We start from the raw sequence: 19,679 nt of genomic DNA, 5'->3' as shown, positions 1-19,679 counted from the left end.
GGCGCCGTAGAACCCGCCAGCCATGACGACCCTCGAACTGTACGAGTTGCCTGGTTGCCCCTACTGCGCGAAGGTGAAGTCCAAGCTCGCCGACCTCGACCTCGAGTACGAGTCCCACGAGGTACCGCGCTCGCATTCCGAGCGGACCGAGGTCGAGGAGATCAGCGGCCAGACGGGCGTGCCCGTGCTGGTCGACACGGAACACGGCGTCGACGGGATGCCGGAATCGGACGACATCGTCGCCTACCTCGAGAAGACGTACGGCGACGGCGCCGGGGCCTGAACCGGTCGCTGGGCTGGTCGCTGCTTCTACTGCACAGACGAGAATCTGGTCGAGTAGCAGCCGCTCAGGCCGGCTCCTCTTCGAGGTCGGTCCGCTCGCGGATGAGGTCGCGCAGGTCGTCGGCGTCGCGCATCTGCTCGACCTCCTCGCGCTCGATGATGGCGGTCCCGTCGACGGACTCGCGCTTCGAGCGGTCCACGAAGTAGACCGACCGGGTGCGGGTGACCGACCCGATGGAGCTCATGATGCGGGCGCGTTTCTTCGCGGCCTCCGTGAACTCCGAGTGGCCGGTCAGCAGCGTGTGCTCGCGGACCTCGCGGTGGGAGACCGGTCCCTCGTCCTCGGCCTCGTTGTCCTCGCTGACGGCCTTGAACGGCGAGCGAAGCGTCGGATGGACGTCGTAGCCGACCCGGGTCATCACGGTGACGATGGGTTCGTCGTCGGGGTCGGCCTGGGGGTCATCCGGCGTCGGCTCGGCGTCGCGCACCTCGTCGGCCCCGTCCATCACGTCGACCGGGGCGGTCAGGGGCGCGTCGAACATCTCCTCCAGGCGCATCGCCACGTCGACGGAGGCGTTCATCCCGTCCTCGTACTTCGAGACGGTGCGCCGGGAGACGCCGAGTTCGCTCGCGAGCTGACCGAGGCTCATGTTCTGCTGTTCGCGCTCGTCGGCCAGCAACTCGCCGTCGATGTTGACGTACAGGCCGCCGGGGGCCGCGTAGATGAGCGGCGGCACGTCCTCGACGAACAGCGTCATCGCGGTGTCGGGTGCCATGACCGGCACGCCGTGGCGGAAGTACACCACGTCCGGCTTCAGGTCCTCGTCACGGGTCCGGAGACCGATGACCAGTGGCGTCGCGTCCAGGTACATCCCGAGTCGTCGCATCTCCGCGCCGGTCGCCGCGTCGAAGGCGTCGATGTTCGAGAGGATCTTGACGAGGACGAGGTCCTCGCCCCGGCGGGCAGCGAGGTCGAAGCTCTTCGGACGGATGACGCACCGGTCGCTCACCCGGAACCCTGCGTCCTGCAGCATGGCGGTGAGGTTCTCGACCAGTGCATCCCGAGACATACCGACACGTAAGCTTTTCCTCGCATATATGTGTTGTGTCGTCCTCAAGGCTTCTGAGGCGGGCGATTAGGGGCATCTGGGCGTCGCGGGAAGGGCCGCGACCGACGACCGGTTTATACCACGGGGGCGGACCGCCTGCTGGCAGTCCCCGGACGGGCCCGTGGTGGACCGAACCTTGAAATGCGTCCTGCTCCCCGGTTCGACCAGCATGAGCGAGGTCGGGTCGTCCCAGAAGAACGTCCTCGGGACCGCCGACAGGCTGGAGTACTCGGTGCTCGGCATGGCCGTCCTGCTCGCCGCGGTCGCGAACCGGCTCGGCTGGGGCGGTTCGCATCACGTCGTCGTCGCGCTGGTCGTCGTCGCCGGCAGGGGGCTCGTCGTCTCCGTGGTCCGGCGGGTCCTCCACGACCGCGCGAGCGAGCACGCCGCGGCGGTCGTCAGCGGCGTCGTCCTCGCCGCGCTGGTCGTCCTGCTCTCGGGCTACCGCGCCCGGTCGCTCCTGATGGCGGCGGTCCTGCTCGCGGGGCTGGGCTACTGGGCCTACGACGACCTGCTGCGCGACCCGGAGTCGCCCGTCTCGCGGCTCCACGACGGCGACCTCCGCGGCGCGGCCGCGGCGCTCTCGGCCGACCTGCTGGGCGTCTCGATGGTGGTCGGCGGGCTCGGCGGCGCGCTGGTGTTGCTCGCGCTCGCGCTGGCCTGAGTCGAAACCCCGATAGCCGTCGCCCCGCTCTGCTCACACGATGACGGTCATCGGGCTGGACGACACGGACTCCCGGACCCGCGGGATGTGCACGACCTACGTCGCGAACCGGGTCGCGTCGCGGCTCCGGGAGTCGGGTGCGACGGTCGAGCGCCTGCTCCTCGTCCGGCTCAACCCCGCGGTCGAGTTCAAGACCCGCGGGAACGCCGCCCTCGCGATTCACACCGATGCCGACCCGGAGACGGTCCTCGCGCTCGCCCGCGAGGAACTCGCCGGGGCGGCCGAGACCGACGACCCGATGACCAACCCCGGCCTCGTCGTCGCTTCTGGGAACCCCGCCGAGGTGCCCGACGCAGTCGCCACCTTCGCCCGCGACGCCCTGCGCGAGATCATCCCGGTCGCCCGCGCCCGGGAACTGGCCGACGATTGCGAGTACGCCCGCGCCGGCTGGAAGAACGCCCAGGGGCTGGTCGGCGCGCTCGCCGCCGTCGGTTCCTGGGCCGCCTTCGACGACTGGACCGCAGAGCACATCAGCTACCGCGAGCCCGACCGCTGGGGCACCGAGCGCGCGGTCGACTACGACTCGCTCTTCGCCGCGGCCGACGAGTACTACCCCCGCGCCTGGGACACCGTGGACCGCGTCGAGGGCGAGGCGGTCTGTGTGCCCCATACGCCGTGTCCCATCCTGTACGGCATCCGCGGCGACGACCCCGAGGCCTGCCGGGCACTGGCCGGAGCCATCGACTCGGAGCCCGTCTTCGACGCCGCGACCTTCGTGACGAACCAGGGCACCGACGCCCACCTCGCGCCGGGTGACATCGGGTCGCTCCGGGAGTACCGGGCCTACCGCGTCTCGGGTGTCGTGACCTCGGAGCCGGAGACGAGACGCGGGGGGCACGTCTTCTTCGAGTTTTCAGCACCCGACCGCGACGCCGCCATCCAGTGCGCCGCCTTCGAGCCCACGAAACGCTTCCGCGACCGGGTGCGGGCACTTCGGGAGGGCGACCGCCTCACGGTCTGTGGCGAGGTCACCGGCGGGACGCTCAAACTGGAGAAGTTCGCGGTCCGCGAGCTGAACCGGACCGCCTTCCAGACGCCGCGCTGTGACGGCTGTGGCAACACGATGAAATCGGCGGGTCGGAACCAGGGCTACCGGTGCCGGGACTGCGGGACGAGCGCGCCCGGGAAGGTCGAGGTCGAGATAGAGCGCGAGTTGGAGCAGGGCTGGTACGAGGTCCCGCCCTGTGCCCGGCGACACGTGGCGAAACCGCTCGTGAGAGGGGGGTTCGACGCCGAGACGCATCCCGAGAGATGAGGCAGTAATGCTGGCCGTGTCTGTCTCTCGCTCGCCGGACGGGGCTGGTTCGACCTCGAAGACTATCGCTGGCGTCGATGACCGCGACCGCACCACAGCCTCCCCAGCCGACTCCCGCCGTTCCACTCCGCGTTGCTTCGTTTCACTCCGGTCGTCCCTCGCACGGTCCGACGGACACCTCGCTATCGCTCGGTGACCGTCTCCATCGCGCGCCGCCCGCCGCCGCGAGAGGGGAACCCCTCTGCTTCCACTCCACCCTGACTACCCAAACCGTTCCCACGCGAACCGCAGGCGCTGGGCGTGGTCCTCGTGCAGGACCGCGTCGCTGGCGGCGACCGACTCGGGCGTGAACCAGCCCACGTCGAGGACCTCGTTCAGGGGCTCGGGCTCGCCCGTCGTCTCCTCGGCGCGGACCGCGAACCCGATGGAGACGATGTACTTCCCGGCGAACGGCCCGGTCGTGAACGTCTCGAGGAGGGTCAGCGCGTCCGGGTCGACGCTGACGCCGGTCTCCTCTTCGAGTTCGCGGGCGGCGGCCTCCTCGGGGGTCTCGTCGGCCTCCATGTGGCCGCCGGGGACGCCCCACTCGCCGACGCCGGGTGCGACGGCGCGCTGACCGAGCAGCACACCCTCGTCGCCGACCACGGCGACGCCCGCGGTCGGGATGGGATTGTGCCAGACCACCTGCTCGCAGGCGGGACAGAACCGGCGGTCGCGACCGTCGACGTGGCGGCTGGTGGTCGCGGTCCCGCAGTCCGGGCAGAAGGCGGCGGGCTGCCTCGTCACGGCTCAGAGCGTCGTGAGGCCGCTCCCGGTGAGGGGAACGACCACGTCGTCGTCATCGTCGACGACGCCCATCTCGCGGTACTTCGTGAGCGCGGCGGGCGCGGTCGCACAGGTCGGTTCGACGTAGAAGCCGTTGCGGTGCAGGGCGTCCAGCGTGTTCTCGACGATGTTCTCGCCGAGGGCGATGCAGTCGCCGCCGGTGGCCTCGAGGGCGTCGACGAGCTGGTCCGTGCGGGCGGGCTCGCGGATCTGGATGCCGTCGGCCATCTCGTTGGGGTGGTCGTCCTCGGCCTCCACGTCGGCGTGGAAGTGGTCGGCGATGGGGGCGTAGCCGGCGGCCTGGGCGCCGAGCAGCCGGGGCATCGAGTCGATGATGCCGGCGCGTTCGAGCACGTCGAAGCCGCGGTAGGCCCCCAGCAGGAGGGTGCCGTGACCGACCGGGGTGACGACGGCGTCGGGGGCGCTCCAGTCGCGCTGGGCGGCGAGTTCGATGGCGAACGTCATCGTGCCGGCGTAGAACGCGGGGTTCCAGGCGTGGCTGGCGTACCAGCCCTCGCCGTTCTCGACGGCGTCGATGGCCGCCTTCGTCACGTCCTCGCGGGTGCCCTCGACCCGGACCGGGCGGGCGCCCGAGCGCTGGATGGCCATGAGCTTCGACTGCTTCACGTCGGCCGGGACGTACACGTCGGCCTCGATGCCGGCGCGGGCCGCGTAGGTCGCGATGGCCGAGCCGGCGTTACCCGAGGAGTCCTCGATGACCTTCTCGACGCCGAGGCCGGCCGCCCGCGAGAGCGTCGTCGTCGCGCCGCGGTCCTTGAACGAGCCGGTGGGCGAGACGTACTCCAGTTTGAACTCGGCGTCCCAGTCGGGCGCGTCGACGAGGGGCGTGAAGCCCTCGCCGAGGGTGACGCGCTGTTCGACCGGGATGAACTCGTGGAAGGTCCAGAGGCCGCGGCGGGTGTCCAGCTGGCTGACGGGCAGTGGGTTCCCGTCCGGGAGCGGGGGTGTCTCGAGGTCGAGCGCGTGGCCGTCGCGGGGACAGCGCCACGGTTCGTCGGGGCTCGCTTCGTGTTCGGTGCCACACTCGGGGCAGTAGAGGTGCTGCATGGGAATCAGTAGGAGTCGATGTCGGTGCCGACGGAACAGACGTACTCGCCGGTCGCGACCTGCGGGAGCCGGCGGGCGCGCCAGAAGATACCGGTCGAGTCGGCGGTCACTTCGGCCTTCAGCTGGCCGAACGGGTCGGTGACGGTGAAGAGGACGTCGCCGCGGTCGACCTCCTCGCCGAGGTCGTGCTCGAACCGGACGAGGCCGCCCGCGGGCGAGCCGTACTGGTCGAATCCCTTCGCGCGGGTCTGGGTCTCGGTCGTCGCCTCCTCGTCGAGGAAGTCGTAGTACTTCAGCACGTTGAACACGCCCTCGACGCCGATGCGGATGCTCTCGTGGTCGAAGCCGACGGTCCCGCCCAACTCGGGGTCGATGGTCGGGATGCCCTCGTCGGGGCCGGCGCGTGCCAGCTGGCCGTCGGGGCCCTTCTGGTCGAGGATGTGGCCGGCGCCGAACACCTTCGCGAGTTCGAGGCACTTCTGGTGCAGGCGGTGGCGGCGGCCACAGCGCACCCGCGTCTCGTTTATCATCCGGCTGTCCGACCCCTGGTGGAGGTCGAGGATGAGGTCGGCGTCGCGGGCCGCGTCGAACGTCGCGGCGGCGATGCGCTCGGAGGAGGTGCCGTCGTGGTCGCCGGGGTAGGTGCGGTTGAGCTTCGTGTCGTCGATGGGGTTGCGGTGGGAGTCGATCTGGAAGCCGTGGTAGTTCACGATACCGACGACGCGTATCTCGCCGGCCAGGGCCGCGGGGTCCAGCTGGGGGAACACCTCGCGCACCACGCCGACGCCGTTCAACTCGTTCCCGTCGCTCACGGCCTGCATGTAGAGGGTCCGGCCGTCCCGCTCGCCGTTGACCACGGCGACGGGGAGGCCGACCGGGCTGCCGTCGCGGGTCTCCCCGACGGTCAGGCGACCGGTGTCGACCTCGCCGGGGGCCGCGCTCGCGGTTCCCAGGGTCGTCATTGCCCTACAGAAAGGTCGGTCGCCCTTTAGGTGTTCGGTATGTGAACCGACACGCGGCGGCGCCACCCGCGGGTTTCCGGCTCATCGGGTCCGGCTCACCTGAGCTCGCGGTTGACGTACTGTGCGCCGTTGAGCATCATCGAGACGCCGGTGCGGCTCCCGAACTCGCGGGTCGCGCTGGCGTCGTCGGCCTCGCCGAAGGTCATGGCCAGCCGCCCGTTCTCCACCCACACGTCGAGTCGGCCACCCGTCCCGATGGCCTGCGGGAGGCGCTCGAAGCCGAGGTGGCCCGTCTGGTCGTACATCGAGAGTTCGGCACCGGCCGGGACCGGGTCGCCGCCCTCGTGGGTGACGGTGACGACGCGGCGGTCCTCGCCCATCGAAATCTGCAGTTTCGGGCTGCGTTCGCGGGCCTCGGCTGCCCACGACGGCTCCGAGACGCTGGTCGCGCCGACCTCGCTGGTCTCGAGGCGGGCGAGCAGGGACTGCTCGGTGTCGTCGTACTCGGAGTCGAACGCGAACTCGGCGACGAGTTCGTCGACGATACCGCGCTCGTCGACGGTCAGGTCCGCACCGAAGGTGTTCACGCTGGTCGCGCCGAATCGCTGTTCGAGGGGGCCGGGGTCGGCCAGTGCCTCGGCCTCCAGGTCCCACGTCACCACGTCGCCGCCGGTGTCGGGGGCCGCAGGCGGGCCGAAGTCGCCGGCCCGGAACAACTTCTGGAGGAGGCGGTAGCCGGTGAACTCGCGGCGGGGGAGCGATATCGGGTTCGCGCCGAAGCGCACGCTGCCCTGGTGGGTCTGGCGCCAGACGACGCCGCGGCTGCTGTGGTACTTCTCGACCTCGGTGTTGAACTGGGTCGTCACTCGCGCCGTGCCGTCGCTGGCGACCCGGTAGAGGTCGTTCTCCCACGTCCCGCCGTGGTTCTGGTCGACGATGCGCCGGCGGAGCGTGAACGACTCACCGGAGAGGGCGCTGCTGTGCGTGTCGGCGAGGTAGGGCTTCAGGCCGTCCTCGTCGACGCCCGCGGGGTAATCTGGGACCGCGGCGGCCGCGTCGGTCTCGCCGGCGGTGTCCGACTCGGTCGCCGTCGAGGTCTCGGTCGTGCTCACGGTGGTCGCGGCACCCGCGTCACCCCCGTCCTGGCCGGTGCTCGCGGCTGCGGAGTCCTCCAGTCGGAGACAGCCCGCGGTCCCGGCGAGGACGGCGAGGGCGCCGAGGACGTGTCGGCGTTGCATACCGACTGTCTGCGTAGCGACCCGAGTAAACGTATCGGCCGTTTCAGGTGTCGAGTCGAGGGCCGAGTGCCGGACGGCGCCGGTCTTTCCCCACCGCTGTCACTTCGGCAGCTCGATGTTGCCGAAGTACTCCGCGCCCTCGCGGTGCATCCAGAAGCCGTACCGGCCGTCGAGGGTCGTCGGGTTCGCGTCGCCCGGTCTGCTCCCGCGGTTCCAGCGGAACTCGCCGTCCTCCATCCAGAGGTAGAGCGTGGTCCCGGCCTCGACCGGCCGGTCGAGGTCCCGGTAGCCCCAGTTGCCGCGGTCCTGCTCGCCGCGGCCGTAGAGGACGACGGCGGTCCCGGGCAGGATCGCGGTGCCCCCGGCGTGTTCCATCCGGATGAAGTTCCCGTCGTCGGTGATGCGGGCGGACACGTCGGGTGCCTGCTCGACCGCGGTCCCGTACCAGTCGGGCTTCGAGGCGTCGGTCGACCCCACGTCGGTCGTCAGGTAGTCGACCCGGACCTTGAACAGACGCTCGCCCTCGTCGTCCTGGCGGAGGTACGAGAACTCGGCGGCCAGTTCGGCGATGATGCCGCTCTCGAGGACCTTCCCCTCGGCTGCGTAGGACTTCAGCTCCGAGCCCTCGTACTCGTCCAGGAGCGCCTGGGGTTCGCCGATGCCGTCTGCCGTTATCTCGAAGGCGCGGTCGTCGGTCTCCTCGGGGGCGTCCCACTGCCCCGCGAGGATGAGCGTCCGGAGGTCGCGCGCCCGGATGAGGTCCTGCCGGTCGAAGGCGTACCGGTGGTGGCCGTAGGTCGACCGGCCGCCGACGTTCTGGCGCCAGTACGAGCCGTCGGCGGTGCGGTACATGTCGATGGCGCTGCCGTCCTGCCAGCGTTCGAGCGCGCCCGCCTCGCCGACCATGGCCTTCCGGGCCTCGTTCGTCTCGCCGCGGGTCAGGTTGGTCGAGCGGAACGAGACGGTGAAGGAGGTCCGCGAGAGGGCGTTGACGTGCGAGTCCGCGAGGTAGACCGCGACCCCGTCGCCCTGCAGCCCCGGTGGCCGGTCCAGCGGCTCGGTGGTCCCCGAATCGGTCTCGGCGCTGGTCCGCGTCCCGGTGTCGGTCACCTCGAGCGTCGGCGGTCGCGTCGTCTCGGATCCTCCCCCGCTGAGTCGGAGACAGCCGGCGGAGCCGACCAGTGCCCCCACCGTTCCCAGTAGTCGGCGTCGTCTCATGTTGCTGAACGGTTGGGAGGACACCATATAAGTAGCATGGCCAGTCAGGGCGTTCGATATGCCTCGATAGCACACAGTAGGGACCGACCGAACCGGTTTTGTCGGATTCGCGCGCACCACGACCTACGTGTGACAGAAAGAGACACGCCGGGGGCACTCACGTACTTCCGCCAGTTCTTCGCGCTGGAGCGCGACGTGTTCGTGCTCTCGGTGGCGATGTTCGCGTTCAGCCTCGGCTTCCAGATGACGGGCCGGTACATGGGCGAGTACATCGTCGCACTCGGCGGGACCTCGGTCGTCGTCGGCCTGTACGGGAGCTTCGGGAACCTCATCGGGGCGGTGTATCCCTACCCCGGCGGGGCCATCTCGGACCGTATCGGCTCACGGACCGCCCTGACCGTCTTCGGGTTCGCCTCCGCGGTCGGCTTCGCCCTGTGGCTGTTCGCCGAGCAACTGGCCGTCGGCCCGGTGCCGGCGTGGGCGTGGATCTTCGTCGGCCTCGTCTTCGCGCAGGCGTGGAAGTCCTTCGGCCTCGGTGCGACGTTCGCCATCGTGAAGCAGTCGGTGCCGAACGACCGGCTCGCCACCGGCTTCGCCAGCACCGAGACCTTCCGGCGCGTGGCGTTCCTCGTCGGCCCCCTCGTCGCGGCGGGGCTCGTCGCCGCCTACGGGTTCGACCTCGGCTTCCGGTACGTCATCGGGGTCGCGCTGGCCGCGGCGGTCGTCGCGACCGTGGCACAGCACATCCTCTACGAGGCCGAGGGCGACTCCTTCGGCAAGGAGTTCGCGGGCGTCGCCCAGATACGCGAGGACCTCGCGAGCCTGCCCGACCCACTGCGCCCCCTGCTCGTCGGGGACACCCTCGTCCGGTTCGCCAACGGGATGGTGTACGTGTTCGCGGTGCTGGTCGTCACCAGAGAACTCCGGACCACGGCGACGATATTCGGCGTCTTCCTCGCCCCCGAGGCGCTGTTCGGGGTGTTCCTCGCGGTCGAGATGGCGGTGGCGCTGCTGACGATGGTCCCCGTGGCGAAGTTGACCCAGCGCTCCGGGCTGGTCCCCGCTGTCGGCCTCGGCTTCCTCGTCTACTCCGTCTTCCCGGTGCTGCTCGTGAACGCGCCCGAGGGCGGCCTGACCGTCGCCGGCGTCGCCCTCTCCGAGGCGGTCGTCGTCGGCGCCATCTGGGCGTTCTCCGGGCTCCGGTTCGCCGGCCTCCCGGCGCACAAGGCGCTCATCGTCGGCCCCGCCGAGAAGGACGCCGGCGGGCGCGTCACGGGGTCGTACTATCTCGTCCGCAACGCCATCACCATCCCGAGTGCCGCGGTCGGCGGCTGGCTCTACAGCACCGGTGGGCTCGCGCTGGCTGGCCTCGCCCTCTCCGGACCGCAACTCGCGTTCACCCTCGCCACCGGGGTCGGCCTGCTCGGGACGGCGTACTTCCTGCTCCGTGGCGAGGAGTTCGAGGCGTACGCCTGAGGGACCCGTCGGCTCACCGAGACCGACGCGGATTTGTGCCCAAGTTCCCAAGAGTCGGGCGTGAGCGAGAACACCGACACCGGCGAGGACCGCCCGGGCCGGCCGCCGATGGTCCAGTTCTTCGCGGCGCTGGGCGCCGGCCGGAACGTGAAGATCGGCGTCGCGAGCGGCCTCGTCCTCGCGTTCGCCCTGTTCGCCTTCTTCGTCGCCCTCCCGGGGCTCATGGCGGACGTCCGCCCCCGGACCGGCTCGCCGCTCCTGTACGTGGTGCTCGGGTTCGTCGTCTTCGTCTCGACCGCGATGTTCGTCGCGACCGTGCTCACGGCGCGGAACGCCGTCGGCGCGGTCATGTCGCCGCCGAAGTGGGTGCGCCGGGGCGGGACCGTCGGCGCGCTGGGCGGCCTCGTCTGGCTCGCCCTCACCGACCTCGCGGTGCTCGCCGAGACGACCTCGCTGGTCGGCGCGGCCCCCTCGGCCGCGACGCTGTCGGCCGCCTCGCTGTTGCTCCTGCCGGGTATCTGGGCGGTCTACACGAAGGTGAAGTTCGTCGCCGGCGACCTCGGTCGGCTCGCCGCCGTCGTCTCGGTCGTCGGCCTGTTGACGGTCCACGTCGGCGCGCTGTTGACCCCGGAGCCGGTGCTGGCGACGACCCGGACGCCGATCGCGACCCCGTTCGCCATCGGCCTCGGCATCCTGCTCGCGGGGACGGGCCTGTTCGGGCTCGCGGCCCGCGACGAACTCGGCGGCATCGCGCTGGTCGCGGCCGCCGCACTGCCCGTCTCCGCGGTCGGGTTCGCCGCCGTCGCGGTCGCGTCGCCCCCGGCCATCGTGGGCCTGTTGACGGTGCCACCGCTCGGGCTCGCCTGGGTACTGCTCGGGAAAGCGTGCCGTGACGCCCCGACGCCCGCCGGCTGGGAGCCGGCCGACGACGAGGAACTATTCGAAGTCCTCGAGTGAGTCGTCGCCGACGAGTTCGGCCAGCCGGGTCGCGCCGGTGCGGGTCCCCTTCGCCATGAACACGTCGCCGACCCGGAGCTCCGTCTGTGGGCCGGGCATGATCTCCCAGTCGTTCCCGGCGTCGTCGCGGTGTCGGACCGCGATGACGCGCATGCCAGTGTCGGTCCGGACGGTCTGCTCGCCGAGCGTGGTGCCCGCGAGCTGGCTGCCGGCGGCGACCGTGAGCCGGACGATGACCTCGTCGGACTCGAAGACCGCCTCGGCCACGACCGGGTGCGTGCCCATCCCGCGGAGCACGCCCTCGGAGATCTCGAGTGCGGCGTCGCTGATGACCTCGGTCGCGCCCGCGAGGTGCATCAGTCCGCGCAGGTCGACCGGGTCGTCGACCCGTTCGGCGGCCTGCAGGACCCACGCCTCGAAGCGCGATTCGAGCGCGTCGACCTCCGCCTCGAGTTCGGCGACCTCCTCGGCCAGCGCCTCGCTCCCGTACAGCACCGAGCCGTAGGCCACGTCGACCGCGAGTTCGCTCATGTTCTTCATGAGGACGATTGAGTCGACGGCGCGTTCGAGGTCGTCGATGCCCTCCTCGACGGCCTCCGGCGGGACGAACTCGCCGCCGGTGACCGTGGCGTACACCGCCGCGACGTTCTCCTCGGCGCCGCGGAGCAACAGCACGTCGCTCGTCTGGAGGACGGTGTCCTTCCCCGGGCTCAGGAGCCAGTCGCCGCCGCGGCGCATGGCGATGACCCGGACGCCCGTCTCGGTCTCCAGGTTCAACTCGCCGAGGCGCTGCCCGGTGAACCGGGAGTCGGCGGTCAGGCGCGCCCGCACGACCGTCTCGACGGCCTCCGGCAGCGTCGTCCGGATGGCGTCCGGAAGGCCGATCTCCTCGAGGACGACCTTCGCGATGTCGCCGGTCGCGTCGCTGATCTTCTCGGTCGCACCGACCATCCCGAGGACGGGCGCGAGTTCCTCGGCGTCCTCGGGCGAGCGCGCCGCCATCATCAGGCTCATGCGCGCCCGCATCTGCAGCACGTCCATCCGGTCCTCGAGTTCGAGCACCTCCTCGGCGACCTCGCTGCTCCCCAGCAGGACCGCGGAGAACGAGAGGTCGATCATCAACTCGGCGGTGTCCTTCATCTCCGCGAGCACCTCCTTGACGCTCACGGGCTCGTACTCGACGTCACCGGCGTCCATGGCCCGACGTTGGCCCGGCCGCGAGAAAAGCGTTGCCCGGGGCCACCGACTGGGCGGTTCGCTGCCCAGAACCCACAGTTTCATGTCGTGTAGGGAGGCTGTCGGTGGTATTCACCATATCGCCGGTGTCTCCATCGCGGTCGCGCTCGTAATCTTGTGGACCACCTGCCGCGGTGTCCCGACCGGTCCTTTATCTACGGGTGCCGTCCCGACGTCGTGCGTCGAATATCATGGAAAACGATGCAGATAGCGCGTCTCGACGCCGACTTCGCGGTTCTCGCGTTCCGGCGAGGCGCCCGCGTTGGGCACTCTTCCAGCAGTAACGGCGTAAACGACAATACTTTTCGGGGGGCGTGCGCAAGCCTCAACGTATGTCTGACGACCTCAAGAAAGGGCTGGAGGGCGTTCTGGTCGCCGAATCGGAACTGAGCTTCATCGACGGTGACGAAGGGCGTCTCATCTATCGCGGGTACGCCATCGAGGACCTGGCCCGCGACGCCAGCTACGAGGAGGTCCTCTACCTCCTCTGGCACGGGACACTTCCCAATCGCGAGGAACTCGACGACTTCACGGCGCAGATGGCCGCCGAGCGCCACGTCGACGACGGCGTGCTGTCGACGGTCCGCGAACTCGCCGAGCAGGACGAGGAGCCGATGGCCGCGCTCCGGACCGCCGTCTCGCAGCTCTCCGCGTACGACCCCGACGCCGAGGCCGACCCCACCGACGAGGCCGCGAACCTCCGCAAGGGTCGCCGCATCACGGCGAAGATCCCGACCATCCTCGCCGCGTTCGTCCGCATCCGCGACGGCGAGGAGCCGGTCGAGCCGCGCGACGACCTGAGCCACGCCGCGAACTTCCTCTACATGCTGAACGGCGAGGAGCCCGACGACGTGCTCGCCGAGACGTTCGACATGGCGCTGGTGCTCCACGCCGACCACGGCCTGAACGCCTCGACGTTCACCACGATGGTCATCTCCTCGACGCTCGCGGACGTCCACTCCACGATTCCGGGGGGCATCGGCGCCCTCTCGGGGAGCCTGCACGGCGGCGCGAACCAGGACGTGATGGAGGCGCTGCTCGAACTCGACGAGTCCGGGAAGGACCCCGTCGAGTGGGTCGAGGACCGCCTCGACGCCGGCGAGCGCGTCCCCGGGTTCGGCCACCGCGTCTACAACGTCAAGGACCCCCGCGCGAAGATCCTCTCGGAGAAGTCCGCGGAACTCGGCGAGGCCGCCGGGACGCCCCAGTGGCACGACTACTCGGTCGCCATCGAGGAGTACCTCACCGAGGAGAAGGGCCTCGCGCCGAACGTCGACTTCTACTCCGCCTCGACGTACTACCAGATGGGCATCCCCATCGACATCTACACGCCTATCTTCGTGATGAGCCGCGTCGGCGGCTGGATCGCCCACGTGCTGGAGCAGTACGACGACAACCGGCTCATCCGGCCGCGTGCGCGGTACACGGGCCCGATGGACGAGGAGTTCGTCGACGTCGACGAGCGGTAACGTTCGACCACAGAATCGTTTTCTGGCTTCTTCGAGGTCGTCGCAGTTCCCGGAGCCGTGCCGCCAGCACCGCACCGCAGGAACCCCTCGGCCAGTCACGAGTTCCCCCTTTTGCCAATCGTGCCTATTCTCTGTGTATGCGTGCCAGACGACAGTTCCTCGCGGGCCTGGCGACCGCCGGCCTCGCCGCGCTCGCGGGCTGTACGAACCTCGGCCTCGGCGGCGGTGGCGGCGGTGTCGCCTGTTCGAGCCGGGGCTCGATTCCGAAGCCGGGCCCCATCGGGATGGTCCGGGCGATGGCCGACGGCTCGCGGGTCCTGTTCGTCGTCGCGGTCAAGAGCGAGGCGGTCGAGAACGAGGCGGTGGTCCGCCTCGGCGTCTTCGACCAGGAGGATGGGCTCGTCACGGACGTGCCCGTGATGGACAACCGCGAGGAGAACGACCTGACGGTGACCGGGCTGGACCCGGGCATGGTGCCCTACGCCATCGACCTCGGGCGGGCGCCCGTCCACGGCTGGTACCGGGTCGTCGCCTACGACGGGGAGGGCGCGGTCGTCGGGGAGGCCGTCGAGAAGTTCAACTGCTTCGTGGGCGGGACCGTCTGAAGTCGCGTCGCCAGGGCAGTCGACGCCGGTTCTGGCCGCGCTGCCCGGTCAGTCCCCGGTCAGTTCGCGGGTGAGCCGGACGATGCCGGCGAGCGAGAGCGCCAGCAGCACCAGCGCGAAGGCGGCCTGCACGAGCGGGACGAACTCGTCGGCGACCCAGAGGCCGATGAACCGCGAGGCGTTCGCGTAGAACACGCCGAGCATGAACAGCGCGACGAGCGTGAGCACGCCGAGCGCGAGCCAGTACAGTTTCGTGCGCACGCCGTTCTCTCGGTCGTCGTCGGAGCTCGCCGGGCGGTTCGCCCCGGCGGCTTCGCGGGTATCGGCCGGGGGTTCGGTGCTACCGTCGTCGGTGTCGGAGTCGGTGGCCATGGTCTCGGTCGTGGGATGGTCGCTGTCGGTCGGTCGCTCGTCGCGCTCCTCGTCGCCGGAATCGCCCGGTGGCGTCTCGCGGCTCATCGGCCGACCCTCCACGCGAGCAGGCCGGTCCCGAGCAGGGCGGCGACCGCGGCGGACAGGCCGAAGCCGGGTTGCCCGCCGGCGTCGGCGCCACCCTCGGGTTCGGTCGGCGGGGCGCCGCCGTCGTCGGCGCCGTCACCGGTCTCGAAGTCGCCGGTCTGGAAGCCCGCCTCCGACCGGGTCCAGTTGACCGTCAGCCCCTCGCCGGGGGCGAGGTTGGCGACGGACCGTTCGGTCCCGACGATGGTGTCGCCCTTCCAGAGGATGGCGTCGAGGTAGTAGTTGTAACCGTCGGGGACCGTCAGGTCGGCCGTCGGCGTGACGGTCTGGCCGGGCGCGACCGAGCCGACCTGGACCGTGGTCTGGTCGGCGACCACGTTCGAGCCGTTCTGGCGGGCCTTCAGCACGAACCGGAGGTCGTCGGCGGGTTCGTCGCCGGTGTTCGTCAGGTAGGTCGAGACGGCGAGGGTCGCCCGGTCGTCCTGGACCGAGTCGACCCGGTACTCGATGACGGGGAGGTCGGCCGCCTCGAACTCGTGGAAGCCGACGGGGGTCCGGGCGTACTCGGGGGTGAGGCTGCCGACGCCCTCGACGGTCCGGGTCCCGACCGTCATGCGCTGGCCGTCGCGGTAGAGGATGGCCTCGACGCGGTAGCCGCCCTCGCGCGGGACCGAGAGGGCGGCGGTCCGGTTCAGCTCCGTCTCGTTCCGGAGGTCGCCGAAGGCCAGCCGGTCGGTCGCGGTGACGAGGCCGGAGTCGGTGTCGACCGCGCGGAGCACGACGGTCACGTTCGGGGCGACGTTACCGCGGTGCTCGACGTAGGGCGTCACCTGCAGGGTCGCACTCCCGCCGGAGACCGCGCCGGCCGAGATGGTCATCTCGGTGAGGGCGACCCGGCCGGGGCGTTCGACCGGCTCCTCGTCGGGTGGCGGCTGGAGGGCCCCCGGGACGGCGGCGACGACGGCGGCGGTGACCAGGAGCGTGACGACGACGAGTGCACCCAGTCCCGTCTCTGGTTTCATACAATCTGATACCATCGGTTTTATTAAATGTCTTGTGCAGGGAGGGGTCGCGGTTCGGGGGCCGAAACCACTTTGTCGACCAGTCACATGGATGCTGGTAGTTATCGGACCATCAGATTCGTGATGAGAGCGCACGACACTCCCGCCGTCTCCGTCCTCTACGTCGATGGGGACGCGGACCGTCGCCGGGCCGTCGTGGGGAGCCTGGCGGGGACACCGCACGAGACCGAGACGCAGACGGTGGAGACAGCGGCGGCCGCCCGGGACCGGGTCTCGGACCCGGCCGACCGGCCGGACTGCGTCCTCCTGGCGACCGACCGTGCCGACGCGACGGGCGTCGAGAGCGTCGAACTCGTCCGGGAGGCCGACGCGACGGTCCCGATCGTGGTCGGCACGGACGACCGGGCCGGTGTCGCCCCGGCCGCTCTGGACGCGGGTGCGACGGACGTGGTCGAGTGGAGCGATGGAGTGGGCCGGCGGCTGGCCGCCCGGCGGGCCGTGGCAGCCGCCCGACAGTTCCGCGCCGAGACCGGTCGCTCGGCCGACGCCCGGGTCGCGACCCTGTTCGAGAACACCAGCGACGCCATCGTCGAGGCACGGGTCGAGGGGGACCGGGCCCACGTCGTCCGGGTGAACGAGTCCTTCAGCGAGGTGTTCGGGTACGACGCCGAGGAGATGGTCGGTCGGGACCTCGACGAGGTGATACACTCGCCGGACCGCCGGGACATCGGCCGCGAGTACAACCAGCGGGTCGCCGCCGGCGAGTCCTTCGAGGCCGAGGGGGCCCGGATGACCGCCGACGGCCCCCGCGAGTTCCTGATGCAGAGCGTCCGCGTCGGCGACGGGAGCGACCGGGCGTACTTCGTCTACACCGACATCACGGAGCGCAAGCAGCGCGAGAAGGTCCTGCGGATGATGCACGACGCCACCCGCGAGATGATGCTCGCCGAGACGAAGGCGGACGTGGCGGACCAGACGGTCGCGACGGGGGTGAACGTCCTCGGCCTCCCGCAGACCACCGTCTTCCTCGTCGAGGGGGACGTGCTCGAACCGGCGGCGACGACCGCCATCGAGGGCGTCGACCCCATTCCGCTGGACCGGGAGAGCGAGCCGGGCGAACTGTACACCACCGGCGAGACCGGGACCTGCACGCTGCCGGGGCCCGACGACGCGACCGTCCTCGCGGTTCCACTGGGGGCCCACGGGGTGTTGACGGCGGGGCCCCTGCCGGCGGATTCGGTCGACCGCACGACCCTGCAGGTCGCGGAACTCCTGGCGACGAACGTCGTCTCCGCGCTGGACCGGGCCGAGCGCGAGGACCTGCTCCGGGAACGCGAGGCAGAACTGAAGGAGCAGCGCGACCGGTTCGCGGCGCTGTTCGAGAACGTCCCGGACCCGGCGGTGTCGTACGTCTTCGACGCCTCGGGCACCATGCAGGTCCGGGCGGTCAACTCGGCGTTCGAGGACGTGATGGGATACGACGAGGCGACGGTCGTCGGCGAGGACCTCGACGAGTTCATCATCCCGCCCGCGCAGGCACGGGAGGCGGCCGACTTCAACGAGGAGCTCATGGCCGGGAACTCGTTGCACACCGAGGTCCGCCGCGAGACCGCCAACGGCGTCCAGGACTTCCTGCTCCACGGGGTCCCGGTCGCCCTCGGCGAGCGCAGCGTCTTCGGCTTCGCCATCTACACCGACACGACCGAGCAGAAGGAACGCGAGCGACAGCTCCGCCGGCAGAACGAGCGCCTCGACGAGTTCGCCGGCATCGTCAGCCACGACCTGCGCAACCCGCTGACGGTCGCCCGCGGGCACTGCGACCTGCTGGCGGCGGAGTACGAGCACGAGTCGCTCGAGGACCTGGAGTGGGCGCTCGACCGGATGGAGGCGCTCATCGACGACGTGCTCACGCTCGCCCGGAAGGGCAAGAGCGTCGAGGACCCCGAGCCGGTGCGGTTCGACCGCGTCGTCAGGAGCGCCTGGGCCGGCTGTGACACCCCCCGGTCGGACCTGGTGCTGGCCGAGGCGTTCCCGCCGGTGCTGGCCGACGGGGAGCGCCTGCGGGCCCTCTTCGAGAACCTCTTCCGGAACGCGATGGAGCACGCCGTCACCGACGAGCGCGACGGCGTCACCGTGACGGTCCAGCAGCATCCCCGTGGTTTCGCCGTCGCGGACGACGGGCCGGGCATCGACCAGGCAGACGTCGACGTGGTGTTCGAGCAGGGCTACACCACGGCCGCGGACGGGACCGGGTTCGGCCTCGCCATCGTCGAGGACATCGTGGAGGCCCACGACTGGTCGGTCTGCATCGACGAGGCCGCCGACGGGGCCCGGTTCGTCTTCTCCGGCGTCGAGTGGTGCGACCCCGAGCAGGTCGGCGAGGACGTGGGGCGCCCGGTCTGACTAGTCGGCGGCGCTCCCCCGGTCGGCCATCATCTTCGCGGCCCGCGTCGCCCAGTCCCCGCGCCAGAAGCCGACGGCCACGAGCACCGCGGCGAGCCCGTAGTAGCCGACGATGCCGCCGTAGGCCCCGAGGACGCCGTAGCCCAGCGTCACGCCGACGACGTAGCTGAAGCCGAGGAAGAACACGACCAGCCCGAGGAGTCGGGCGACGAACGGGGTGCGCGTCTCGCTGCCGCCCTGCAGGCTCCCCGAGAACACGACGAAGCTCACGAGCGCGGGCGCGGCCAGCCCGTAGGCGCGGGCGAAGCCGACCGCGTAGTCGACGGTCGCGGGGTCGCGGGTGAAAATCCGGACGAACAGGGGGGCGCCGGCGACCAGCGCGAGGCCGATGGTCCCGACCGTCACCAGGCCGAGCGCGGCGGTCGCGATGCCGTTCTCCTTCGCGCGCTCGGGCTCGCCCTCGCCGAGGGCCTGCCCGACGACCACGCTTGCGGCGACGCTCAGCCCCCGCGAGAGCGGCCCGGTCACCTGCTGGTAGAGCCGGCGGCCGACCTGGAAGGCGGCGTTGACCTCGGTGCCGAAGCCGAGCAGCAGGGCGTTGAACGGGAACTCGGCGAGGGTGTCGGCGAAGCCCTCGACGACCCGCGGGGCCGAGACGACGACGAGCTGGCGGGCGATGACCGGGTTCGACGGGACCGCGAAGCCGGCACTGGTCGCGCCGACCCACATCACCGCACAGAGGACGACCGCGGTGAACACGTTGCTGCCGGCGGTCGCGAGGCCGACGCCGACGATCTCGTAGCGGGGGACCCCGAACAGGCCGAGGCCGAGGACGACGCTCCCGACGATGTTCAGCCCGTTCGAGACGACGTTGACGTACATCGGGGTCCGGGTGTCACCGGTCCCCTGGAGGGAGCGAGCCGCGATGAGCGACACCTGTCTCGCGGGGGCGGTCGCGAAGACGATGGCGAGGTAGGTGCCTCCGAGGGTGGCGACGCTGTCGGACGCGCCGAGGAGCGCGATGGCCTCCCGGCCGAACAGCAGGCCGAAGACGACGAAGGGGACGCCCGCGACCAGCCCGAGGAGGATCGCCTGCGTGACGGCCTCGTCGCGGTTCGCCTGGGCGCCGGCGCCGGTGTCCTGGCTGGAGAGCGCGATGGCGCCGCCGCCGAGGCCGAGGCCGATCCGCAGGGGGAAGCGGGCGTAGAGGTCCGCGAGGCCGATGGCGGCGATGGCGGCCGGCGAGAACAGCCCGGTGACGATGATGTCGGTGGTGCGCATCGCGGTGCGGAACGTCTGCTCGACCATCACGGGCCACGAGAGGCCGAGGACGCGCCGCCACACCGACAGCAGCCGACCGCGATTCATGGT

18 protein-coding genes are annotated in these 19,679 nt (G+C 70.7%); 8 read left to right on the top strand and 10 right to left on the bottom strand.

What is annotated here, in order from left to right:
- Positions 1 to 22: 22 nt before the first annotated feature.
- A complete protein-coding gene (locus NOV86_RS09075) occupies positions 23 to 283 on the top strand; it encodes a glutathione S-transferase N-terminal domain-containing protein (RefSeq protein WP_267641022.1) in 261 nt (86 codons plus the stop codon).
- Positions 284 to 347: 64 nt separating this feature from the next.
- On the opposite strand, the gene NOV86_RS09070 is transcribed toward NOV86_RS09075, so the two are convergent.
- Positions 348 to 1,352, bottom strand: coding sequence for a transcriptional regulator (locus NOV86_RS09070; RefSeq protein ID WP_267641021.1), 1,005 nt, complete (start codon positions 1,350 to 1,352; stop codon positions 348 to 350).
- A gap of 208 nt (positions 1,353 to 1,560) precedes the next feature.
- On the opposite strand from NOV86_RS09070, the gene NOV86_RS09065 reads away from it, so the two are divergent.
- A complete protein-coding gene (locus NOV86_RS09065) occupies positions 1,561 to 2,055 on the top strand; it encodes a hypothetical protein (RefSeq protein ID WP_267641020.1) in 495 nt (164 codons plus the stop codon).
- A 40-nt stretch (positions 2,056 to 2,095) separates the two neighbouring features.
- Entirely contained in the window at positions 2,096 to 3,370 is a 1,275-nt protein-coding gene (locus NOV86_RS09060) for a tRNA(Ile)(2)-agmatinylcytidine synthase (protein ID WP_267641019.1), read from the top strand.
- Between the two features lie 261 nt (positions 3,371 to 3,631).
- Here the strand turns inward: NOV86_RS09060 and NOV86_RS09055 are convergent, their stop codons facing one another.
- The 5 genes from NOV86_RS09055 to NOV86_RS09035 all read right to left on the bottom strand — a co-directional run bounded on the left by NOV86_RS09055 (position 3,632) and on the right by NOV86_RS09035 (position 8,681).
- Positions 3,632 to 4,156, bottom strand: a complete 525-nt coding sequence (locus NOV86_RS09055) for an NUDIX domain-containing protein (RefSeq protein WP_368408734.1) — start codon at positions 4,154 to 4,156, stop codon at positions 3,632 to 3,634.
- A 3-nt stretch (positions 4,157 to 4,159) separates the two neighbouring features.
- On the bottom strand, positions 4,160 to 5,263 hold the full coding sequence (locus NOV86_RS09050) for a threonine synthase (protein WP_267641018.1): 1,104 nt from the start codon (positions 5,261 to 5,263) through the stop codon (positions 4,160 to 4,162).
- 5 nt (positions 5,264 to 5,268) lie between these two features.
- The gene (locus NOV86_RS09045) at positions 5,269 to 6,225 is read right to left on the bottom strand and encodes a succinylglutamate desuccinylase/aspartoacylase family protein (RefSeq protein ID WP_267641017.1); all 957 of its coding nucleotides are present in this window, start codon (positions 6,223 to 6,225) and stop codon (positions 5,269 to 5,271) included.
- Positions 6,226 to 6,320: 95 nt separating this feature from the next.
- Positions 6,321 to 7,463 carry a hypothetical protein gene (locus tag NOV86_RS09040; protein ID WP_267641016.1) on the bottom strand — a complete coding sequence of 381 codons (1,143 nt, stop codon included), beginning with the start codon at positions 7,461 to 7,463 and terminating at the stop codon, positions 6,321 to 6,323.
- A 99-nt stretch (positions 7,464 to 7,562) separates the two neighbouring features.
- Positions 7,563 to 8,681 (bottom strand): hypothetical protein, encoded by a 1,119-nt coding sequence (locus NOV86_RS09035; RefSeq protein WP_267641015.1) that lies wholly within the window; start codon positions 8,679 to 8,681, stop codon positions 7,563 to 7,565.
- A gap of 129 nt (positions 8,682 to 8,810) precedes the next feature.
- Between NOV86_RS09035 and NOV86_RS09030 the strand changes: the two genes are divergently transcribed.
- On the top strand, positions 8,811 to 10,157 hold the full coding sequence (locus NOV86_RS09030; protein ID WP_267641014.1) for an MFS transporter: 1,347 nt from the start codon (positions 8,811 to 8,813) through the stop codon (positions 10,155 to 10,157).
- Positions 10,158 to 10,217: 60 nt separating this feature from the next.
- Entirely contained in the window at positions 10,218 to 11,114 is an 897-nt protein-coding gene (locus tag NOV86_RS09025) for a DUF7536 family protein (RefSeq protein WP_267641013.1), read from the top strand.
- On the opposite strand, the gene NOV86_RS09020 is transcribed toward NOV86_RS09025, so the two are convergent.
- Entirely contained in the window at positions 11,094 to 12,311 is a 1,218-nt protein-coding gene (locus tag NOV86_RS09020) for a potassium channel family protein (protein ID WP_267641012.1), read from the bottom strand. The two genes, NOV86_RS09025 and NOV86_RS09020, sit on opposite strands and share 21 nt — an antisense overlap.
- Positions 12,312 to 12,682: 371 nt before the next feature.
- Here NOV86_RS09020 and citZ point away from each other — a divergent pair, with 371 nt between their 5' ends.
- Together citZ and NOV86_RS09010 are read left to right on the top strand one after the other, a co-directional pair.
- Positions 12,683 to 13,819 carry a citrate synthase gene (gene citZ / locus NOV86_RS09015; RefSeq protein WP_267641011.1) on the top strand — a complete coding sequence of 379 codons (1,137 nt, stop codon included), beginning with the start codon at positions 12,683 to 12,685 and terminating at the stop codon, positions 13,817 to 13,819.
- Positions 13,820 to 13,956: 137 nt separating this feature from the next.
- A complete protein-coding gene (locus tag NOV86_RS09010; RefSeq protein WP_267641010.1) occupies positions 13,957 to 14,424 on the top strand; it encodes a hypothetical protein in 468 nt (155 codons plus the stop codon).
- 48 nt (positions 14,425 to 14,472) lie between these two features.
- Here the strand turns inward: NOV86_RS09010 and NOV86_RS09005 are convergent, their stop codons facing one another.
- Positions 14,473 to 14,883, bottom strand: a complete 411-nt coding sequence (locus NOV86_RS09005) for a DUF8060 family membrane protein (protein ID WP_267641009.1) — start codon at positions 14,881 to 14,883, stop codon at positions 14,473 to 14,475.
- On the bottom strand, positions 14,880 to 15,905 hold the full coding sequence (locus NOV86_RS09000) for a DUF7490 domain-containing protein (protein WP_267641008.1): 1,026 nt from the start codon (positions 15,903 to 15,905) through the stop codon (positions 14,880 to 14,882). The genes NOV86_RS09005 and NOV86_RS09000 overlap by 4 nt, the downstream gene beginning before the upstream one ends.
- A 123-nt stretch (positions 15,906 to 16,028) precedes the next feature.
- Between NOV86_RS09000 and NOV86_RS08995 the strand changes: the two genes are divergently transcribed.
- Positions 16,029 to 18,308 carry a PAS domain S-box protein gene (locus tag NOV86_RS08995; RefSeq protein WP_267641007.1) on the top strand — a complete coding sequence of 760 codons (2,280 nt, stop codon included), beginning with the start codon at positions 16,029 to 16,031 and terminating at the stop codon, positions 18,306 to 18,308.
- Here NOV86_RS08995 and NOV86_RS08990 read toward each other — a convergent pair whose 3' ends face one another.
- Positions 18,309 to 19,676, bottom strand: coding sequence for an MATE family efflux transporter (locus tag NOV86_RS08990; RefSeq protein ID WP_267641006.1), 1,368 nt, complete (start codon positions 19,674 to 19,676; stop codon positions 18,309 to 18,311). It lies immediately after the preceding gene.
- Between the last annotated feature and the right edge of the window lie 3 nt (positions 19,677 to 19,679).

The organism is Haloarchaeobius amylolyticus (assembly GCF_026616195.1).
GTDB classification, from domain to species: Archaea; Halobacteriota; Halobacteria; order Halobacteriales; family Natrialbaceae; genus Haloarchaeobius; species Haloarchaeobius amylolyticus.
Note: the sequence above shows the minus strand (reverse complement) of the source record. Positions and strands in the feature narration are given on the sequence as shown.